The organism is Flavobacterium longum, from assembly GCF_965137575.1.
GTDB classification, from domain to species: domain Bacteria; phylum Bacteroidota; class Bacteroidia; order Flavobacteriales; family Flavobacteriaceae; genus Flavobacterium; species Flavobacterium longum.
Window position 1 is genome coordinate 135,085 of sequence record NZ_CBCRZJ010000003.1, and the last position, 18,580, is coordinate 153,664.

General features: G+C 47.5%; 23 protein-coding genes. 6 read left to right on the forward strand and 17 right to left on the reverse strand.

Features of this window, described 5'->3' with window-relative positions; translation table 11 throughout:
- Positions 1-4 precede the first annotated feature (4 nt).
- Positions 5-1,165 (forward strand): T9SS type A sorting domain-containing protein, encoded by a 1,161-nt coding sequence (locus ACM9J1_RS06200; RefSeq protein WP_415581163.1) that lies wholly within the window; start codon positions 5-7, stop codon positions 1,163-1,165.
- Positions 1,166-1,471: 306 nt separating this feature from the next.
- Positions 1,472-1,891: a nucleoside-diphosphate kinase gene (locus ACM9J1_RS06205; RefSeq protein ID WP_415581164.1), complete on the forward strand. Its 420-nt coding sequence runs from the start codon at positions 1,472-1,474 to the stop codon at positions 1,889-1,891.
- A 77-nt stretch (positions 1,892-1,968) separates the two neighbouring features.
- Here ACM9J1_RS06205 and ACM9J1_RS06210 read toward each other — a convergent pair whose 3' ends face one another.
- Together ACM9J1_RS06210 and ACM9J1_RS06215 are read right to left on the reverse strand one after the other, a co-directional pair.
- Positions 1,969-2,265 carry a DciA family protein gene (locus ACM9J1_RS06210; protein WP_415581165.1) on the reverse strand — a complete coding sequence of 99 codons (297 nt, stop codon included), beginning with the start codon at positions 2,263-2,265 and terminating at the stop codon, positions 1,969-1,971.
- Complete coding sequence (locus ACM9J1_RS06215) at positions 2,265-2,672, reverse strand: lipocalin-like domain-containing protein (RefSeq protein WP_415581166.1); 408 nt, start codon at positions 2,670-2,672, stop codon at positions 2,265-2,267. Before ACM9J1_RS06215 ends, ACM9J1_RS06210 begins: the two co-directional genes overlap by 1 nt.
- A 101-nt stretch (positions 2,673-2,773) precedes the next feature.
- Between ACM9J1_RS06215 and ACM9J1_RS06220 the strand changes: the two genes are divergently transcribed.
- Positions 2,774-3,838, forward strand: coding sequence for a serine hydrolase domain-containing protein (locus tag ACM9J1_RS06220; protein ID WP_415581167.1), 1,065 nt, complete (start codon positions 2,774-2,776; stop codon positions 3,836-3,838).
- A gap of 9 nt (positions 3,839-3,847) precedes the next feature.
- On the opposite strand, the gene ACM9J1_RS06225 is transcribed toward ACM9J1_RS06220, so the two are convergent.
- From ACM9J1_RS06225 to ACM9J1_RS06285, 13 genes are all read right to left on the reverse strand, one after another.
- Positions 3,848-4,024 (reverse strand): hypothetical protein, encoded by a 177-nt coding sequence (locus ACM9J1_RS06225; protein WP_415581168.1) that lies wholly within the window; start codon positions 4,022-4,024, stop codon positions 3,848-3,850.
- Positions 4,024-4,977 carry a signal recognition particle-docking protein FtsY gene (ftsY, locus tag ACM9J1_RS06230; RefSeq protein WP_415581169.1) on the reverse strand — a complete coding sequence of 318 codons (954 nt, stop codon included), beginning with the start codon at positions 4,975-4,977 and terminating at the stop codon, positions 4,024-4,026. The genes ACM9J1_RS06225 and ftsY overlap by 1 nt, the downstream gene beginning before the upstream one ends.
- Before the next feature lie 319 nt (positions 4,978-5,296).
- The gene (locus ACM9J1_RS06235) at positions 5,297-5,449 is read right to left on the reverse strand and encodes a DUF4295 domain-containing protein (RefSeq protein ID WP_415581170.1); all 153 of its coding nucleotides are present in this window, start codon (positions 5,447-5,449) and stop codon (positions 5,297-5,299) included.
- A gap of 11 nt (positions 5,450-5,460) precedes the next feature.
- Positions 5,461-5,643, reverse strand: coding sequence for a 50S ribosomal protein L33 (gene rpmG / locus ACM9J1_RS06240; protein ID WP_415581171.1), 183 nt, complete (start codon positions 5,641-5,643; stop codon positions 5,461-5,463).
- 28 nt (positions 5,644-5,671) lie between these two features.
- Positions 5,672-5,911 (reverse strand): 50S ribosomal protein L28, encoded by a 240-nt coding sequence (gene rpmB, locus ACM9J1_RS06245; RefSeq protein ID WP_415581172.1) that lies wholly within the window; start codon positions 5,909-5,911, stop codon positions 5,672-5,674.
- A gap of 123 nt (positions 5,912-6,034) precedes the next feature.
- Positions 6,035-7,282, reverse strand: a complete 1,248-nt coding sequence (locus tag ACM9J1_RS06250; protein WP_415581173.1) for a competence/damage-inducible protein A — start codon at positions 7,280-7,282, stop codon at positions 6,035-6,037.
- A gap of 86 nt (positions 7,283-7,368) precedes the next feature.
- Positions 7,369-7,713, reverse strand: coding sequence for an Hpt domain-containing protein (locus ACM9J1_RS06255; protein WP_415581174.1), 345 nt, complete (start codon positions 7,711-7,713; stop codon positions 7,369-7,371).
- Positions 7,713-8,324, reverse strand: a complete 612-nt coding sequence (locus ACM9J1_RS06260; protein ID WP_415581175.1) for a fumarylacetoacetate hydrolase family protein — start codon at positions 8,322-8,324, stop codon at positions 7,713-7,715. Before ACM9J1_RS06260 ends, ACM9J1_RS06255 begins: the two co-directional genes overlap by 1 nt.
- A 218-nt stretch (positions 8,325-8,542) precedes the next feature.
- Complete coding sequence (locus ACM9J1_RS06265) at positions 8,543-9,316, reverse strand: exonuclease domain-containing protein (RefSeq protein WP_415581176.1); 774 nt, start codon at positions 9,314-9,316, stop codon at positions 8,543-8,545.
- Positions 9,317-9,440: 124 nt separating this feature from the next.
- On the reverse strand, positions 9,441-10,880 hold the full coding sequence (locus ACM9J1_RS06270; RefSeq protein WP_415581177.1) for a dihydrolipoamide acetyltransferase family protein: 1,440 nt from the start codon (positions 10,878-10,880) through the stop codon (positions 9,441-9,443).
- Positions 10,881-10,963: 83 nt separating this feature from the next.
- Entirely contained in the window at positions 10,964-12,085 is a 1,122-nt protein-coding gene (locus tag ACM9J1_RS06275) for a glycosyltransferase family 2 protein (RefSeq protein WP_415581178.1), read from the reverse strand.
- Positions 12,086-12,223: 138 nt separating this feature from the next.
- Entirely contained in the window at positions 12,224-12,661 is a 438-nt protein-coding gene (locus tag ACM9J1_RS06280) for an Hsp20/alpha crystallin family protein (protein WP_415581179.1), read from the reverse strand.
- An 80-nt stretch (positions 12,662-12,741) separates the two neighbouring features.
- The gene (locus ACM9J1_RS06285) at positions 12,742-13,605 is read right to left on the reverse strand and encodes a CPBP family intramembrane glutamic endopeptidase (RefSeq protein ID WP_415581180.1); all 864 of its coding nucleotides are present in this window, start codon (positions 13,603-13,605) and stop codon (positions 12,742-12,744) included.
- Positions 13,606-13,876: 271 nt separating this feature from the next.
- Between ACM9J1_RS06285 and ACM9J1_RS06290 the strand changes: the two genes are divergently transcribed.
- Together ACM9J1_RS06290 and ACM9J1_RS06295 are read left to right on the forward strand one after the other, a co-directional pair.
- Entirely contained in the window at positions 13,877-15,736 is a 1,860-nt protein-coding gene (locus ACM9J1_RS06290; protein WP_415581181.1) for an ABC-F family ATP-binding cassette domain-containing protein, read from the forward strand.
- 58 nt (positions 15,737-15,794) lie between these two features.
- Positions 15,795-16,574 (forward strand): O-methyltransferase, encoded by a 780-nt coding sequence (locus ACM9J1_RS06295; RefSeq protein WP_415581182.1) that lies wholly within the window; start codon positions 15,795-15,797, stop codon positions 16,572-16,574.
- A gap of 34 nt (positions 16,575-16,608) precedes the next feature.
- On the opposite strand, the gene ACM9J1_RS06300 is transcribed toward ACM9J1_RS06295, so the two are convergent.
- Both ACM9J1_RS06300 and ACM9J1_RS06305 read right to left on the reverse strand, forming a co-directional pair.
- Positions 16,609-16,821: a DUF7218 family protein gene (locus ACM9J1_RS06300; RefSeq protein ID WP_415581183.1), complete on the reverse strand. Its 213-nt coding sequence runs from the start codon at positions 16,819-16,821 to the stop codon at positions 16,609-16,611.
- 154 nt (positions 16,822-16,975) lie between these two features.
- Complete coding sequence (locus ACM9J1_RS06305) at positions 16,976-17,650, reverse strand: hypothetical protein (RefSeq protein WP_415581184.1); 675 nt, start codon at positions 17,648-17,650, stop codon at positions 16,976-16,978.
- 212 nt (positions 17,651-17,862) lie between these two features.
- On the opposite strand from ACM9J1_RS06305, the gene ACM9J1_RS06310 reads away from it, so the two are divergent.
- Positions 17,863-18,552 carry an ABC transporter ATP-binding protein gene (locus tag ACM9J1_RS06310; RefSeq protein ID WP_415581185.1) on the forward strand — a complete coding sequence of 230 codons (690 nt, stop codon included), beginning with the start codon at positions 17,863-17,865 and terminating at the stop codon, positions 18,550-18,552.
- Positions 18,553-18,580: the final 28 nt, after the last annotated feature.

Below are 18,580 nucleotides of genomic sequence, written 5' to 3' on the forward strand. Positions count from 1 at the left end.
TATCATGAAAAATTTATGGTTAACTGCCGCTTTGCTATTGGCGTTTGCGGGCCAAGCTCAAATCGTATCAATAGTAGGCACTGGCGTCAATGGCTGGCCAGGCAACATGACAGGCGCCGAACTCGCCATGACGACCGCCGATTTTGTTACCTATACTTTGCCGAATGTTTCGGTAAGCACCGGCGAGGTTAAATTTCGCCAGGATTATGACTGGACGATCAATTGGGGCGGATCTACTTTCCCGTCAGGCAACGGTGTTCAGGGCGGGCCAAATATTCCAACGGTTGCCGGCACCTATGACATTACGTTCAACCGCAGCAATGGCACCTACACATTCATTGGAACCACGGCATTCTCGTTTGTCGGGATTTGGGGTCCGGCCGTAGACGGCATCAACGGATTTATGGGTCCGGACGTGAATATGGCCACTGTCGACGGCGTAAATTACCGTTTGTCTGCGTTTTATTTTACCAGCGGAACGGCCGTTTTTCGGCAGGATGACAACCCGAATCTGGTTTGGTCCAGCACGGCATTCCCGACCGGAACTGCTGTCTCGCAAGGACCGGCTCTTTTCATTCCAGGCGGCCAATATACCGTAGACTTTAACCGCACAACCGGCGCTTACGACTTTCATTTCCCAAGCGTTGGCGTGCTCGGAACAGCGGTTAATGGTTGGAACACCGATGTGGACCTCATGACATCCAACGGCGAGTATTACTACGGCAACATCATGCTCAGCAACGGCGCATTGAAGTTCAGGCTGGACGACAGCTGGACAACCAATTGGGGTGGCAACGGCATGAGCGGAACGGCCGTACCCAATGGTGCCGACATCGTAATCACCACGGCGTCTACAGCACTTCACGGCATTGAATTCAATCGAAATACATTGTCTTACACGATTTCGACCACGCTGGCGCTACCGCAACTATCGCTCACGACGGTTGGTGTTACACCCAATCCTGCGGTTTTGGCATGGCGCATCCAATGCAGTAACCCCATTCAGGAAGTGGCGCTCTTTGACCTTACCGGCAAACTGGTGCTGACCCAAAAAGGCAACGGTTTGGAAATGGATTTGGATGCGCAGCGGTTGGCATCGGGCATGTATGTCGCGAAAGTACTATCGGGACAAACGGTAGCTACCATGAAATTGATCCGTGAATAATTAATAAGTCCATTCTGTCATTTTCCTATCGGAAACAAGCAAGTTTTCAACACTAAAACGTTTGCGGAAAAATGAATACAACGAACACGAAATGGGCACACTACATTTGCAACGATTTTAAAATCAAACGCTTATAAAAATATCTCCCCGAGTATTTTTTGGTTAAAAAAATAGTTTTGAAGTTATGCTTGAATCCCTCGGAAGTAGCGCCGGGGGATTTTTGTTTTCGCCCGAAAAAAGACGTGTGCCCATTTTTATATTCAATTTGGAAGCGCTACTTTTGCACCGATTTTAAAAAATAATAAAATGGCTACAAACAGAACATTTACAATGATTAAGCCTGATGCGGTTGAGGCCGGACACATCGGGGGAATTTTAAATATGATTGCTGACGGCGGCTTTAGGATCGTGGCGATGAAACTCACGCAAATGACCGTTGCCGATGCACAGAATTTTTATGCCATCCACAAAGAGCGTCCGTTCTTTGGCGAATTGGTTGAATTCATGTCGCGCGGCCCGATCGTTGCGGCAATCCTGGAAAAGGAAAATGCGGTAGAAGATTTCCGTACGCTTATCGGTGCCACAAACCCTGAGCAAGCTGCCGAAGGCACTATCCGTAAGAAGTACGCCAAGTCTATTGGCGAAAATGCCGTTCACGGATCGGACAGCGACGAGAATGCTGCCATTGAAGGCGCGTTCCATTTTGCAGGCCGTGAGATGTTTTAATCGATTCGATGTAAGATATTTCGATTGTCCGAAAAGAAAATCCCGCTTCATTGAAGGCGGGATTTTTATTTGATGTATTAGCGCAATACCACTTCCTTCACGACTTCCTTGCCCAATTCTTCGTTGAGCATGTGGATGATTTTGTTCTTCCCGAAGCTTAACTCTTCCCGCAATACGGCCGAAGTCAATTCCACATACAACGTTGAACCTTTCAGTATCATGTTCCGGGTGTAACTGTTCACACCATTGCCCATAAGGTTTTTCCAGGCATCAAGCACGGCGACTTGGTCCATACCGGGCTGGAGCTTGTTGCTTTGGATGATTTCTTTCAGGATATCGCCCACATGGTTGTCATTGCTGAGTCTTTTGGCCATTATTTTATAGTGAAAGGAACGGGTTTCTTGTAATGGTACTCGAGATTGTTGTCATTCTTAAAGACCAATTCCTGGTCAGAGATTGAGATGATTTTCTCCTTCCATTTGGCGTAACCCGAGTCGTAGTAGAGAAAAGCATCGCCGTCTTGGAATGAAACCGATACTTTTTCGGACGTGCCGGCATCGAGGTATTTTCCATCGACTTGCGGCATGACTTTCTTGCGGAAGCCTTTCTCGCCTTCAATCTTGAAATAGTCTATGGTCGTGTTGATCTTGTAATCTTTGGTATTGCCGTCTGGCAGGATGACTTTCTCGATTTCCCAATAGCCATTGATTTTGGAAATATCTTCGGGTTGCACCGCGCCATTACAGGCCACGAGCAGCAACATCAGTAATAAAAAAGTCAATCTGGAGATCATTTTAGGAAAGGATTAAATTGGGTGACTAAAAATACGAATTCGCCGTTAAACTATTCGCTACCTTTATCATCTGAGGCTAAATTTTTTTTATGAAAGCGCTTTCCATACTCTGCTTTGCGTTGCTGATTTTGGGCTGTTCCAACGACGACGCAACAAACCAACCACCCGACAACACCGAATTGTATTTTCCGCCTATCGGTTCTGACGTTTGGGAAACCAAGACACCCGCAGCATTGGGCTGGAACGAAACCGCCGCACAACCGCTTCTGGATTATCTCGAAGAAAAACACACAAAAGCTTTCATCATTCTCGTGGACGGCAAAATGGTGATGGAAAACTATTTCAATGGCCACGCCGCGTCTTCGCTTTGGTATTGGGCCAGCGCCGGGAAAACGTTGACCGCCACCATGACCGGAATTGCCGAGCAGGAAGGATTTCTGGACATTGACGATAAAGTATCTGATCATTTGGGAACCGGCTGGACAACCGCACCTTTGGCCAAGGAAAACCTCATCACCTGCCGCAATCTCCTGGAGATGACTTCTGGCCTGGACGATGCGCTTGGCGATGGCGTGACGCCTGCCGAACTGCAATATAAAGCCGACGCCGGCACGCGCTGGGCATACCACAATGTGTATGTGAAATTGCAGGATGTGATTTCGGAAGCCACCGGCCAGACCTACAGCGATTACTTCAATGCGAAGTTGCGCGACCTGATTGGCATGAACGGCGGCTGGTTTGTCTCGGGCAACAACATTGTGTACGCCAGCAATGCCCGTAGCATGGCGCGTTTCGGACTGTTGATGCTCAACAAAGGAAAATGGGAAGATACCGTAATCGTCAACGAAAATTTCTGGAATGAGGCCAAAAATACCTCACAAAACATAAACCTTGCTTACGGCTATCTTTGGTGGCTCAACGGCAAATCCAGCTACCATTTGCCGCAGACGCAATTCCAATTCAATGGCAGCATCATCCCCAGCGGGCCGAACGACATGTATATGGCGCTGGGTAAGAACGACCAGAAAATATACGTAGTTCCAAGCAAACGGATGGTCGTGATCCGGATGGGCGACGCCGCCGACGATGTTTCCGTTGCCCTATCCGATTTTGATGAAACGCTCTGGGAAAAAATAAATGCGCTGACTAATTAGCGCATTATTTTATTTCTTCGTTTTGAGGTATTTCCTGATGGCCAATACCAAAAACACAAACCCGATTAGGGAGAAACTATAATGAAAAACAGGTGTTGTGCGGTCATAAACCACGCGCGACAAGAAGAAACAGGCCACGGCAATCAGGTACAGATGAACGGGTTTCAGGTTTTTCAATGCCGCCATCACTTAAAGAATGAATCCACGAATTCGTACTTATTGAACACCTGCAAGTCTTCGATGCCTTCGCCCACGCCGATATATTTTACCGGAATCTGGAACTGGTCTGAAATCCCGATGACCACGCCGCCTTTGGCCGTGCCGTCGAGTTTCGTGACCGCTAAGGCCGATACTTCGGTGGCCGCGGTGAATTGTTTGGCTTGCTCGAAAGCATTCTGGCCTGTGGAACCGTCAAGGACGAGCATGACATCGTGCGGCGCATCTGCCACGACTTTTTGCATGACACGCTTTACTTTGGTAAGTTCGGCCATGAGATTGGCCTTATTGTGCAAACGCCCTGCAGTATCGATAATGACAATATCGGCGTTTTGCGAAACAGCACTCTGCAAGGTATCAAAGGCGACCGAAGCAGGATCTGAACCCATTTGTTGCTTGACGATAGGCACGCCCACGCGGTCTGCCCAAATCTGCAATTGATCGATGGCCGCGGCACGGAAGGTGTCGGCAGCGCCCAGCACGACTTTGTAACCGGCTTTCTTGAACTGGTGGGCCAACTTGCCGATGGTGGTGGTTTTGCCCACGCCATTGACGCCGACTACCATAATGACATACGGTTTCTTGTTGGCCGGAATGGTGAAGTCTGTGGCTTCGCCGTGGTTGGTTTCAGACAGCAACCCGGCGATTTCCTCGCGGAGGATTTGATTGAGTTCGTCGGTGCCGAGGTATTTGTCTTCCGCCACGCGGTTTTCGATGCGCTCGATGATTTTGAGTGTGGTTTCTACCCCAACGTCTGAAGTGACAAGCACTTCTTCGAGATTGTCCAAAACTTCATCATCGACTTTTGATTTGCCGGCGATGGCTTTGGTCAGCTTGGAGAAGAAACTGGTTTTGGTTTGTTCGAGGCCTTTGTCGAGGGTTTCCTTTTTTTCTGAGGAAAATATGCGTTTGAAGAATGACATGGTTTGAAATGTTAAGGTTCAACGTTCAACGTTCAAGGTTAGTGCGTTCGAACTTTGAACTTTAAACCTTAAACTTTGAACGCTCACAGCCCGGATGGCAACGGAAAGCCCGCAGCGGTGAAAGCCAAGTTTTTGAAAATGAAACCGGCGACCAACGGAAGCCGAGGTGAATTTTACAAAAACGGCTTGAACAGCGAGGACTTGCAGTGAACAGCCGGACCAGCTGCAAACCTACCAAAAAACTTCGATTCGGGAAACATTATAAAACAAAAAAGCCACTTCAAAAAGAAGCGGCTTTCTGTATGGGTTTATAGCCAGATTATTTCTTTTTCAAGAACTCATCTGCAGCTTCAGGAGCCATGATCCCTTCAACGAAAGTGTAAGCGCCAGTCTTTGGCGACTTCACCATCTTGATGACTTTTGACAACCTTTTTGAAGAGGTCTGGAGGGTTGCTACGGTTTTCTTTGCCATGACTTATAAGATTACTTGATTTCTTTGTGAACGGTTACCCTTTTCAAGACAGGGTTGAATTTCTTGATCTCCAAACGGTCTGGAGTGTTCTTTTTGTTCTTGGTAGTGATGTACCGTGACGTGCCAGGCATGCCGCTTGTTTTATGCTCGGTGCATTCTAAGATTACCTGGATCCTGTTGCCTTTCTTTGCCATTTCTTATCGTTGTTTGTCCTGTGAAGGATTACATTTTGATGAAACCTTCTGCCTGTGCTTTTTTCAAAACTGCAGTCAGTCCGTTTTTGTTAATTGTCTTGATTGTTGAAGCGGCTACCCTCAAGGTAATCCACCTGTCTTCTTCAGCGAGGTAAAAACGCTTCTTCACCAAGTTCACGGAAAATTTCCTCTTGGTTTTGTTCATCGCGTGGGAAACGTTGTTTCCTACCATCGCTCTTTTGCCTGTAAGGTCGCAAACTCTTGACATTATGCTATTTTTAAGTCGTTATTCAAAATCAGGGTGCAAAGAAAAGAAAAATAATTGGTTTGCACAAAATAAATATTGTGGATTTTTTGGATTTTTTTCTGAACGGACCGCGTGGCTTTGCGCCTACCTTTTCAAAATTTCCTGTCGCAACATCTCGAGCGATTTGTTGACACTCCGGTCAATGACTTTGTCGCGCGGTTGGCCGAAGTTGAATTCTTCCACGACGACACCATCTGGCGTGGCCACGGCGATGAACACGATGCCGACACCTTTGTCTGTATCATCGGTGGTTGGGCCGGCGTTTCCGGTGATGCCGATGGCATAGTCAGTCTTTAAAATCCGTTGCGCGGACTGGGCCATTTCCTTGGCGACTTCGGCGGAAACAACGGTGTGTTTTTCAATGGTTTGTTTCGATACGCCCAGCACTTCGGTCTTGACTTCTTCTGCGTAGCTGACGATGCTGCCTTTGTAATATTGAGATGAACCTGGGATGGAAGTCAGTGTTTGTGCAATTTTTCCTCCGGTGCAGCTTTCGGCGGTGGAAACGGATTGCTTTCGTTCGGTGAGCAGTTTCCCGACGACGGCTTCGAGTACTTCTTCGTCGTCGTAACCTACGATAATATCGCCGATGATTCCGGACAACGAGGTTACTTTTTCCGCGATGGCATTTTCGATGATGGTTTTGTCTTTTCCGCGGGCGGTCAGTCTCAACCGGACACGGCCCGGCGCCGGAAGGTAGGCGAGTTTGATGAACTCCGGAAGGTTGTTTTCCCAGTCTTCGATGCGTTCGGCGATGACGCTTTCGCCCACGCCATAGGTCAGAATGGTTTTGTGAACAATGTACGGCCGGTCATATTCGCGGACGAGTTTAGGAATGATCTCGTGCTCGACGATGCCTTTCATCTCATAAGGAACGCCCGGCAAAGAGATAAAAACCGTCTGGCCTTTCTGCAGCCACATGCCCGGCGCGGTGCCGTAGCGGTTGAACAACACAGTGGACGACGACGGAACGAGCGCTTGGTCTCTATTGACTTGCGAAATTTCTCGCTTGAAGAGGTTGCGCCACATATCTTCGATGTGGGCCAACACGTCTGGGTTGACGACCAGATGGTCGTTGAAATACTCGCAGATGGTTTTCTTGGTGATGTCGTCTTTTGTTGGACCGAGGCCGCCGGTGATGATGACCAGATCGACTTTGTCCTGAAGGTAACCGAACGTATCCAGGATTTGGTCGCGATCGTCGCCAATAGACAGCATCTCGACCGTCCGGATGCCAATCTTGTCGAGCGCTTTGGCGATATACCCGGAATTGGTATCGGTGATTTGCCCGATGAGGATTTCATCGCCGATGGTGAGTATGACTGCCGTCATTTGGTTATTATGAATTATAAATTCTAAATGATAAATAGAAGAGCTTCTGCCCTAATTTAGAATTTAAAATTTAGAATTTAGAATAATTAAAGGTTAAAGTCTTTCTTGATTTCCTTTACCGCCTTTTCTACCTGGGATTCGATGCTGTCAAAAGTGTCGTTGATTTCCTTGCGTTTGCCTTCGCGTTTGGTCCAGGCTTCCACCTGCAAGATTTCTTCATAGGCGAGGTTCATGCCAAGCAAATCCAAGGTAGGTTTGATTTTGTGGGCATAGGCGTATGCCAATTTGTGGTCTTTGGTTTTGATGCCGAGTTTGATTTGTACCATGTCTTGCGGTACCTCGGTGACAAAAAGCGTGATGATCTGCATCACGAATTCGGGGTCGTTGTCTGAAAGTGCATAGACTTTCGCAAGGTTGTAATTTAAGGCCATTACTTAATTTCTACGGTCAATAGTTTTTTTTGGTTCAAGTACCCTTCCAGCACGTCGCCCGGCCTCACTTGCGCGACTCCTTCTGGCGTTCCGGTAAAAATTAAATCTCCAGTCTTCAGGGTGAAAAAACGGGAAACGTAAGAAATGATTTCGTCAATTTGCCAAAGCATCATGGCCGAATCACCTCTTTGGGCGGTTTGTTTGTTTTTTAGCAGTTCAAATGTAAGGCTTTCCTCAGAACTAAAAACTTTTTTCGACAAGAAGTCACCAATCACCGCCGAATTGTCAAAAGCCTTCGCTTTTTCCCACGGCAACCCCTTTTCTTTTAGGGTTTGTTGCAAATCGCGCGCGGTAAAATCAATTCCTACCGTCAATTCATCATAGTATTTGTGGGCAAACTTCGCATCGATGTATTTCCCAGCCTTGTTGATCTTCACAACGATTTCGATTTCGTGGTGTACGTCGTTGGAAAATTCCGGAATGTAAAAAGCCTGATCACTCGGCAACCATGCGGTATCCGGCTTTAAGAAAATGACCGGTTCGTCTGGGCGCTCGTTGTTCAGTTCTTCGATGTGTTTGGCGTAGTTGCGGCCGATGCAGAGGATTTTCATTTCTAGTTGTTAGTGGCTAGTTGTTAGTTGCTAGATGTTTTGTCGATAATCATGTTTATACTTCAATTCGTACAGGCCATTTTTCTAATACATAAAACCGCTATGTCAAATTTGATTTCCTCGTAGTTAAGTGAATAGCCCATTTCCAGACAACTCTTGCAGCTCCTAACAACTAAAAACTAGCAACTTCCTTGCAGCTTCTAACCACTAGCAAATCCCTAAAATTTACTATTCAACTTCCGCAACTTGATTGCAGTCAAAACTTTCTTTGTATATAACGGAAACTCGGCGTTCTGGATCCACCCGAAATAACCCGGTTCAATTTCAAAGACCTTTTCCACTTTCACGCCTTTGTGTTTGCCGAAAGAGAAACATTCGTGTCCCTCGTCATCCAGGACAATGAAACCCGCAAAGTCAACGGATTTTTTGCGCGTCGTGTATTCAGACAGCGCTTTCATATCATTTTGCAAATCCGGGTAACGGTCCAGTTGCGCTTTTAAGATTTCATAGGTTGCGAGTGTGTCGGCTTCAGCGCTGTGGGCATTTTCAAGCGTTTGTCCACAATAAAATTTATAGGCGGCGGAAAGCGTGCGTTCTTCTTTTTTGTGGAAAATGGTCTGGATATCAACCGACACACGGCTTTTCATATCGAAATCAATGTCGGCGCGGAGCAGTTCTTCCACCAAAAGCGGAATGTCGAAACGGTCTGAATTGAAACCCGCCAAATCGGAATCCTTGATCATGGCATAGACCTGGGCAGACAATTCCTTAAACGTAGGTTCGTTGGCAACTTTTTCGTCGGTAATGCCGTGCACTGCGGTACATGCCGCCGGAATCGGGCGCTCCGGATTCACCAGCCACGTACGGCTTTCTTTGTTGCCGTTGGGATAGACTTTTAATATTGAAATTTCGACGATACGGTCTTTGCTGATGTCGGTTCCGGTGGTTTCGAGGTCGAAGAAACACATCGGCCGGGAGAGTTTGAGTTCCATGGTGATAATTTCGGCAAAGATACGGCGACGCAATTAATAATTAATAATTAATATCTAGGCGCTCTCGCAAAAAGAAAAAGCTTCCGAGAAAGGAAGCTTTTCATTATTAATTTTTCATTATCCATTAAAATGTCCGGTTCTCATCAAACGCTTCCATCAATTCGGCTACGCGTTTCACGAAACTGCCGCCGAGCGCGCCGTCCACAACCCTGTGGTCGTAGCTGTGCGAGAGGAACATTTTCTTGCGGATGCCGATGAAGTCGCCTTCTTCGGTTTCAATGACCGCCGGCACTTTCCGGATGGCGCCGAGCGCGAGAATGCCCACTTGCGGCTGGTTGATGATCGGTGTTCCGAAGACAGAACCGAAAGTTCCAACGTTCGTCACCGTGTATGTTCCACCTTGCGTATCGTCTGGCTTGAGCTTGCCTGCTTTCGCACGGTTGCCCAAATCGTTGACGGCTTTTGCCATACCGATTAAGTTCAATTGGTCGGCGTTTTTGATGACCGGCACAATGAGGTTTCCGTTAGGCAGTGCTGCGGCCATACCCAAGTTGATGTTTTTCTTCTTGATGATGTAATCGCCTTCCACGGAAATGTTCATGAGCGGGAAATCTTTCAACGCGCGGGCGATGATTTCCATGAATATCGGGGTAAAGGTCAGCTTCTCGCCTTCCCTTTTCTCGAATGCGGTTTTATTTTTTTCGCGCCAATCCCAAATCGCCGTCACATCTACTTCGATGAACGATTGTACGTGCGCCGACGTTTGTACGGACTGCACCATATATTGGGAAATCAATTTGCGCATGCGGTCCATTTCCACGATTTCGTCCTGGCCGTTGACCGATACCGGCATGGCTTTGGCGGCTGGAGCAGGTTGGTCACTAGTCGCGGGGCGTTGTTCGTTGGTTGCGGCTGGGGCAGGTTGTGCTGCCTGCGCTGTTTGCTGAACTGGCGGCTCTGGAATGGCTTGCGTTGCAGCAGGTGCAGGTCGCGATGTTGCTACTGGCTGTTTGCCACGGTTGGCGACATACTCCAAAATATCATTCTTGGTGACGCGGCCTTCTGCACCGGTGCCGTTAATGCTTTCGAGTTCGGCCATCGATACATTTTCCTGGGCCGCGATGTTCTTCACCAGCGGCGAATAGAATTTATCTGAATTGTGGTATTCCTCACGGGTTGGGGCTTGGCCCGAAGCAACCGGAGCGGCCACGAAGTCACGGGCAGCTTCTACGGTTTTCTCAATCTCGGCTACTGGAGCGGCAACGGCTTCAGGCGCGGCAACGGCCGTTGTGGCTTCACTTGGCGCATCGACGGCAACACCGCCTTCGGTTTCAATGATACCGATGGTTTGGCCTACTTTCACAACATCGTCTTTATGGAACAACTGCTCCACCAACGTTCCCGAAACTTCCGAAGGCACTTCGCTGTCTACCTTATCGGTGGCGATTTCCAAAACCGCCTCGTCGGCGTCAATGTGGTCGCCAACCTGCTTGAGCCAGTTGGTGATGGTTGCTTCGGCTACGCTCTCTCCCATTTTAGGGAGTTTCAGTTCAAATCTTGCCATGAGTGTTGTGAAATTTGACTGCGAAAATAGGAAAAATTATTCGCTTTCAATCGATGTCGCCTTGATTTTAGATAATCGGCAAATCATTCTCGACGAGTGGCAAATGTGACCACTTCGCCCCTGTCATTACTGGAATCGCTGCCAATGAGATAGCCATCGTTTTTATGGACAATCCTAAAGACCATCCGCAAATCAGCTAAACGCTCCATCATGTCAATTATCTGCTTGAACGACAGCATTTCGGCATCGAACAAAACCTTAAAACCACGCGCCTGTTTGACGCTTTCCAACGTAAAAAACTGATAATGCCCGGGAAGGCTGGGCCGCAAATCAAACGGCAAATCATCATCTTCGGAAATTAAGGCATGGGCGTACTCGCGTCTGGACTTTTCGGGATTTTTTGCTTTTTTCAGCGCAAAAAAATAGGCTCCGATTTTCATGAACAGGTCGAAAACGAAAGATTTGCGAAAGTGTTTTTTATAAAAGAAATCCATCGCTTCCTGAAAACGCTTCATGTATAGCGCGTCCTTCACGGTGCTTTCGCCTTTGTAATGGATGACCGAAGTGTCGCCGAAATAATAGTTGGATTTCCCGGATTTCAACACCGTGTAAGACAAATCGATGTCGTCGGAATACATGAAGCAATTTTCGTCGAACCCGCCGACCTGATGGTACAATTCACGTTTCATCACCATAAACGCCCCGACGAGAATTTCCACTTTTCCGGTTTCATTTTCGCCGAGATGTGCCGCGTAATACTTGCCTTTACTGAAACCTGTTATTTTACCCAAAGCGGTCCAAGGCGTTGGGATGCCGCGCTTGGATTCGGGTAGGAATTTGCCGATGCCGTCGATGAGTTTTACCCCTACAATACCCAAATCAGGCTTGGTTTGGGCGAATGCCAGGACTTTTTCAAACGTATCTTCGGCCACGACCGTATCGGGGTTCAAAATGCAAATGTATTCGCCTCTGGCCTGCGCCACGCCAATGTTGTTGCCTTTGGGAAACCCGAGGTTTTCAGTGTTCGCGATGAGTGTCACGTCCGGAAACCGCGACCGCATCATGGCGACGCTGTCATCAGGGGAATTGTTGTCGACGACAATGATTTCGGCGTCGAGGTTTTGGATGGCTTTCTGCACGCTCAACACGCATTGCGCCAAAAAGTAACGCACGTTATAGTTGAGGATGACGACGGAAAGTTGCATGCGCAAAGATAGGCTTATCAATGAATAATTAATAATTGATAATGAATAATGGAGCGCGGCCAAAATAACATTCGATTTAAGCCAAAAAAAAGCGCCCGAAAAAATCGAGCGCTTGTTCTAATTATCCATTGCCAATGATCAATTGTCAATTGAAATCGTTCTTTTGGGTTTCGGCAACGCTTCCTCGCGTTTCGGCAAGGTGATTTTCAGGATGCCGTTTTCGTATGCGGCCTTGATGTCTTCGGCGTTGACGGTTTCCGGCAACGTAAAGGCGCGCTTGAAAGCCGAATGCGAGAATTCGCGGCGGGTGAATTTGCCTTCCTGTGTGGTGTTTTCTTCTTTGTGCTCGGACGAAATGGTGAGCAAGTCATTGTCGAGTTCGATGTTGAAATCTTCTTTGGCCTTGCCCGGAGCGGAAAGCTCGACCTCAAAGGCGTTGTCTGTCTCGCGGATGTTTACCGGCGGAACCGACACATTCATTTGTTGCATGCCGCCCACCCAATCTGGGCGGAAGAATTCTTCCATTAATGACGGGAAAAAATTCCTGTTGTTTGGGGTGCGTTTTACTAAGTTCATCTCTTTTTTATTTTAAGTTAGACTTTGATTTTTTGAACGCACCGCCCAAGACAAGTTTTATTCCGACCAAAAAAACGCCGTCAAACTGGCATTTTACGTTGCCAATTTGACATTCTTACCCGCTGATTGGCAACGGTTTGCTGACTTTTTTTCAGGAAGCTACGCAAATGCCTTTTGATGCGATTGCCTTGCCCGGCCAACAAAACCAGCGTGAAAATCAGGAAAAGAAAACCTGCGCTGTATCCGGGCGTTTTGAGCGGCAGGAAATTAAGAATGAAATTCCCGATGAAATGGACGTAAACCACCAAAAGCAGGTTGCTGTATTTGATGTAAATCCAGCACGTACCGATGCTGAACAGCGCCAGACCGACATAATTAAACAAGTTGATTGCGCCGTTCTGGTACGTCGAAAAGAAATGCGCAGCGACAAAAACCAGCGTCGTACCGAAGACAGACAACCACAACCGCCACAAAACGGAATGGCCGCGGAGCAGGATGAAAAACATCCCGAGGATGAAATACCGAAAAAGCACCTCTTCATAAACGGCCGACAGGAACAAGTCTATATAATCCGGGCCGCCGGGAACGAGCAGTAAATCTGTCTTTTCGTAGAACGGCGACACCACGAAAAACGCAAAAACCGATAATATTAAAATAATGATCGCGCTTTCTAGATTGTTCCGGAACCACGGCCATTTGACCCGAGACGTGCGGTAGCGGCTGAATAGAAAATAGAACACAGGGATGACGTAAAGGTTGCGGATCATGCCTGCCGTGATGTTTCCGTCGGATGCCGAAACGATGCGTGCCATTGGCGGTGCGTCATGCAGATACCAGACGTAAAAACCGGTTTCGGCCAGCAGCAACAAGAGCAAACCGATGAAAGCCGGCCAGGAAATCTGGAACAACGTGTTTGGGTAATAGTCGCGGAGTTTGAGTGGCATTTTGGTGGTTAGTTGCTAGTTGCTAGTTGCTAGTTGTTAGTTGCTAGATAAATTGTCTTATTTTAAGTTAAGAACTTCTGTTGGGAATTGCGTGTTTTTTGATTTTTGATTAACACTATTTTGGAAACGGATGCCTGCGTTAGGGATTGAAGCAAGGTGCCGTGCACCGCGGAAAGCCCGGCGCTTGCGCAACGCCCAAATTTTTCCGGCGACTTATTTTTTCTAGCCACTAACAACTAACCACTAGCCGCTAAAACCTATCTTTGCGCCCATGAATTACCTTTCTGTAGAAAATATCTCTAAGTCATACGGCGAGCGGACGTTGTTCGAGAACGTGTCGTTCGGCATCAACAAAGACCAGAAAATAGCGTTTATCGCCAAGAACGGTACGGGCAAGACGACGATCATGAACATCATTACGGGCAAGGACGAACCCGATTCGGGCCAAGTGGTGATGCGCAAGGACATCAAGATGGCGTTTCTTTCGCAAGTGCCCGACCTGCAAGACGAATTGACGATTGAGGAATCGATCTTCGCGTCGGACAATGACACGTTGAAAGTCATTGAAGCGTACGAAAAAGCGCTGGAAAATCCCGACGATGCGGAAAGCTATCAGAAGGCGTTTGACCAAATGGACCAATTGAACGCGTGGGATTTTGAGACGCAATTCAAGCAGATTTTGTTCAAGCTGAAACTGGACGATTTGAAGCTGAAGGTGAAAAACCTTTCCGGCGGCCAAAAGAAACGTTTGTCTTTGGCGATTATCCTGATCAACCGACCGGATTTGTTGATACTCGATGAACCGACGAACCATTTGGATCTGGAAATGATCGAGTGGCTGGAAAATTACTTCGCGAAGGAAAACATGACGCTTTTCATGGTGACGCACGACCGGTTCTTTTTGGAGCGTGTGTGCAATGAAATCATCGAACTGGAAAACGGGAAAATATACCAATACAAGGGCAATTACTCGTATTATTTAGAAAAGAAAGAACTCCGGATTGCATCTGAAAACGCGAGCATAGACAAGGCGCAAAACCTGTTCGTCAAGGAACTGGAATGGATGCGACGCCAGCCGAAAGCGCGTACGACGAAATCAAAATCGCGCCAGGATGACTTTTACGTAATCAAGGAAAAAGCCGAAAGCCGCCGCCGTGAGCAACAGGTGGAACTGGAAATCAACATGGAGCGCATGGGCAGCAAGATCATCGAGTTGCACAAATTGGTGAAGAAATTTAAAGACAAGACCATTCTCGACGGTTTTTCCTACGACTTCCAGCGCGGCGAACGCATCGGCATCATCGGGAAAAATGGCACCGGAAAAACCACGTTCCTCAACATATTGACCGGCACGATTCCGCCGGATTCCGGGAAAGTGGTCATTGGCGAGACGATGAAGATCGGGTATTACACGCAAAGCGGCATCCAACCGAAATATGGCCAGAAAGTAATTGACGTCATCAAGGAATTCGGGGAATACATCCCGCTGATGAAAGGCCGGACGATTTCTGCCGGGCAATTGCTCGAACGGTTTTTATTCGACCGCAAAAAGCAGCACGATTATGTGGAAAAGCTCTCAGGTGGCGAATTGAAACGTTTGTATTTGTGTACGGTCTTGATCCAGAACCCGAACTTCTTGATTTTGGACGAACCCACGAACGACTTGGACATCGTGACGCTGAACGTGCTGGAAAACTTCCTGGTGGATTATCCGGGCTGTTTGATCGTGGTGTCGCACGACCGCTATTTCATGGACAAGATCGTGGACCATTTGTTCGTGTTCCGGGGTGAAGGCGTGATTGAGGATTTCCCGGGGAACTACTCCGATTTCCGGACGTATGAAGACAGCGCCGAACCGGTAAAGGACGACGCGCCGAAGGAAAAGAACAACTGGAAACAGCAGCAAAATGCATCGGCCGGATTGTCTTTCAACGAGCAAAAGGAATACGCGAAACTGGAGCGCGAGATCAAGGATTTGGAATTCGAGAAAAAGCGCATCGAGCAGTTGTTCTCAGACGGGAAAGTGGCCGACGCGGAAATTTCGGCCAAGGCGAATGAACTGCAACAAGTCATCGAAAAGATTGAAACGAAAGAACTCCGCTTGCTGGAACTGATGGAGAAAATGGACTAAGACAAATTAGCCACGAATTCACGAATGGGTTTTATTCGCGAATTCGTGGCAAACAATTATGTGGCACATCGTTAAAGCATATCTAGAGTTTTTGTGGCAATCCAAAAACGAATACGCCGTGCATTCGCCGTTCGTGTTTGATTTGCTGACGAAATGCGTGTACGACAAAACGGATGATGCGGCATACGAAACGCTGGATGATTTCAGGGAAAGCCTGCTGGCGAACGATTCGGAAATCGACGTGACAGATTTTGGCGCCGGCTCCAGGGTTTTCAAATCCAACCGGCGGAAAATATCGGCCATCGCCAAGAATGCCGGGATTTCAAGGAAACGTGCGAAATTGCTTTTCCGGCTGACGAGGTATTTCAAACCGGAAAACATATTGGAAATTGGAACTTCTTTGGGTTTGGCGACATCGGCGCTGTCACTCGGCCATCCGTCGGCAAAAATCACGACACTTGAAGGCTGCCCGGAAACCGCATCGGTCGCGAAAAGACAATTGGAATCCTTTGGTTTGAACAATGTCGATGTAAAAGTCGGTGAATTTGCGGCTGTGCTAAACATCCAACCACTTGCCGCTAGCCACTATCAACTAATCTACTTCGACGGCAACCACCAAAAAGAAGCCACCTTAAAGTACTTTGATTTGTTGCTCCCGACAATTACGAATGACACAGTCTGGATTTTTGATGACATCCATTGGTCTGCAGACATGGAGCAAGCTTGGGAGACCATCAAGCAAAACCCCAAAGTCACGGTCACGATAGACACGTTCCAATGGGGTTTGGTATTCTTCCGTAAAGAACAGCAGAAAGAACATTTCGTGCTCCGCGCCTAGTTGCTTCTCAAGGCGTGCGTCAATTCCGCCTTGGTCATTTTCGACCGTCCTTCGATACCGACTTTCTGTGCTTCATTGTACAAGTCGGCCTTGGAACGGTCTTCGTACTTCCCGGCTTTTCCACCGCGCTGCTCGGCTCCTTTACTGTTGGAAATTCTTGCTGATTTTTCCTGCTGTAACCTTTGTCGCGCAAGGCTTCGTATTGGTCCTTGTCTTTGATTTGCGGACCTGGGCTTTTTCCTGGCATGATTTCTAGATTTTAATTTATCTACAAGTACCCTGACCGAAAAAGTAAATGCGTTAAACGAGGGTTAATCTTGTTTACATCTTTGCAAAAAAAATAACGGCCCGAAGGCCGTCATTCCATAAAAGTAGATGAAAAAATTAAAGTATGGCTGTGGTTAGTTTGCCTTGTCTTTGGCGGCTTGGTTTTCGTCGCCTTTGGCTTTCAAACGGTCAACCTTGAATGCAGTAGACCATTTTACTTTCAATTCGGCGATTTTCAAGTTGTCTGCCGATGACAAGCCTTCTTTTTCTACCGTATTCTTACGGGCGTCAAGCGCTTCCCAGATTTTTTTCACTTCGTCGAAATCCTCACGGCTGTAGTTGGCTTTGTTGGCGTCGTAGGCATTGTTGAAATCATTGTAGGCTTTCAGGATGTTGTCTTTGTTTACCCAGCTGAAATCGAGGTCTTCACCGATTTCCTGGCCTGGGAAGAACGAACCGCGCAATTTCGCTTTCGGATCGGCAGCGGCCATTTCCTGCTCCATTTCTGCCGAATACTTGGCTTTCATTTCCTCGTACTTGGCTTTGCTGGCGTTGATACGCTCTTCTGCTTTTTCACGATCTTTCAGGTTGGCGAGTGCAGCTTCGGCATCGTTGGTTTTCTGGGTGTATTCGGCATCGATGGCTTCCCAGTTCTTTTTCGCGTCTTCAGCGGCTACGTTGCTCACCGAATCCACATACTTTGAATAGGTGTCTACGGTCTTCTCGGCCTGTTTTTCTTCCTCGCTTTTGCAACCGGTGAAACTGATGGCCACGAGCGATAATCCTAATAATACGTTTTTAGTTTTCATGATGTTTTCGTTAGGTATTTGATTAGATTGTTACAGGAACGAAATTACATATTGTTTAAATATAATTCGATTTTAACTTAATTATTTATGAATTATTTAATATTTGTAGCTAAATATAAAAATTATATAATATTTATCCCGAATTGTATAACAAGTTTATTTGGTTCGGGATTATGTTTTAAGTTTCATTAATTTTAGGGCAAATTTTAGCTATGGCCAACCCGCTCATTAAAATCCGGAAAATCAAACGCGACTTCATTCTTGGGAACGAAACCGTCTATGTCCTGAAAGGAATCGATCTCGACATTGAAAAAGGCGAATACGTAGCCTTGATGGGGCCATCGGGTTCCGGAAAATCAACATTGATGAACATCCTGGGTTGTCTGGACACGCCTACATCGGGTGAATACGTGCTCAACGGCAAGCAAGTGAGCGCGATGCACGACGACGAACTGGCCGACATCCGCAATAAGGAAATCGGGTTCGTGTTCCAGACGTTCAACCTGATGCCGCGCACCACCGCGCTAGACAATGTGGCGCTGCCGATGGTTTATGCCGGACATTCCAAATCTGAACGGCATGCCCGCGCCCGCGAAGTGCTCACGCAAGTGAACCTCGCCGACCGCATGGACCACCAACCGAATCAACTCTCCGGCGGACAACGCCAACGTGTCGCGATTGCCCGTGCGCTGGTCAACAAACCGTCGATCATTCTCGCCGACGAGCCCACCGGAAACTTGGACAGTAAGACGTCGGTGGAAATCATGAACCTCTTCGGCGACATCCACAAACAAGGCAATACTGTGATATTGGTGACGCACGAAGAAGACATTGCCGCCTATGCGCACCGAGTCATCCGGTTGAAAGACGGGATGATCGAGAGCGACACGAAGAAGAATTAATAATGGATAATTAATAATTAATAATNNG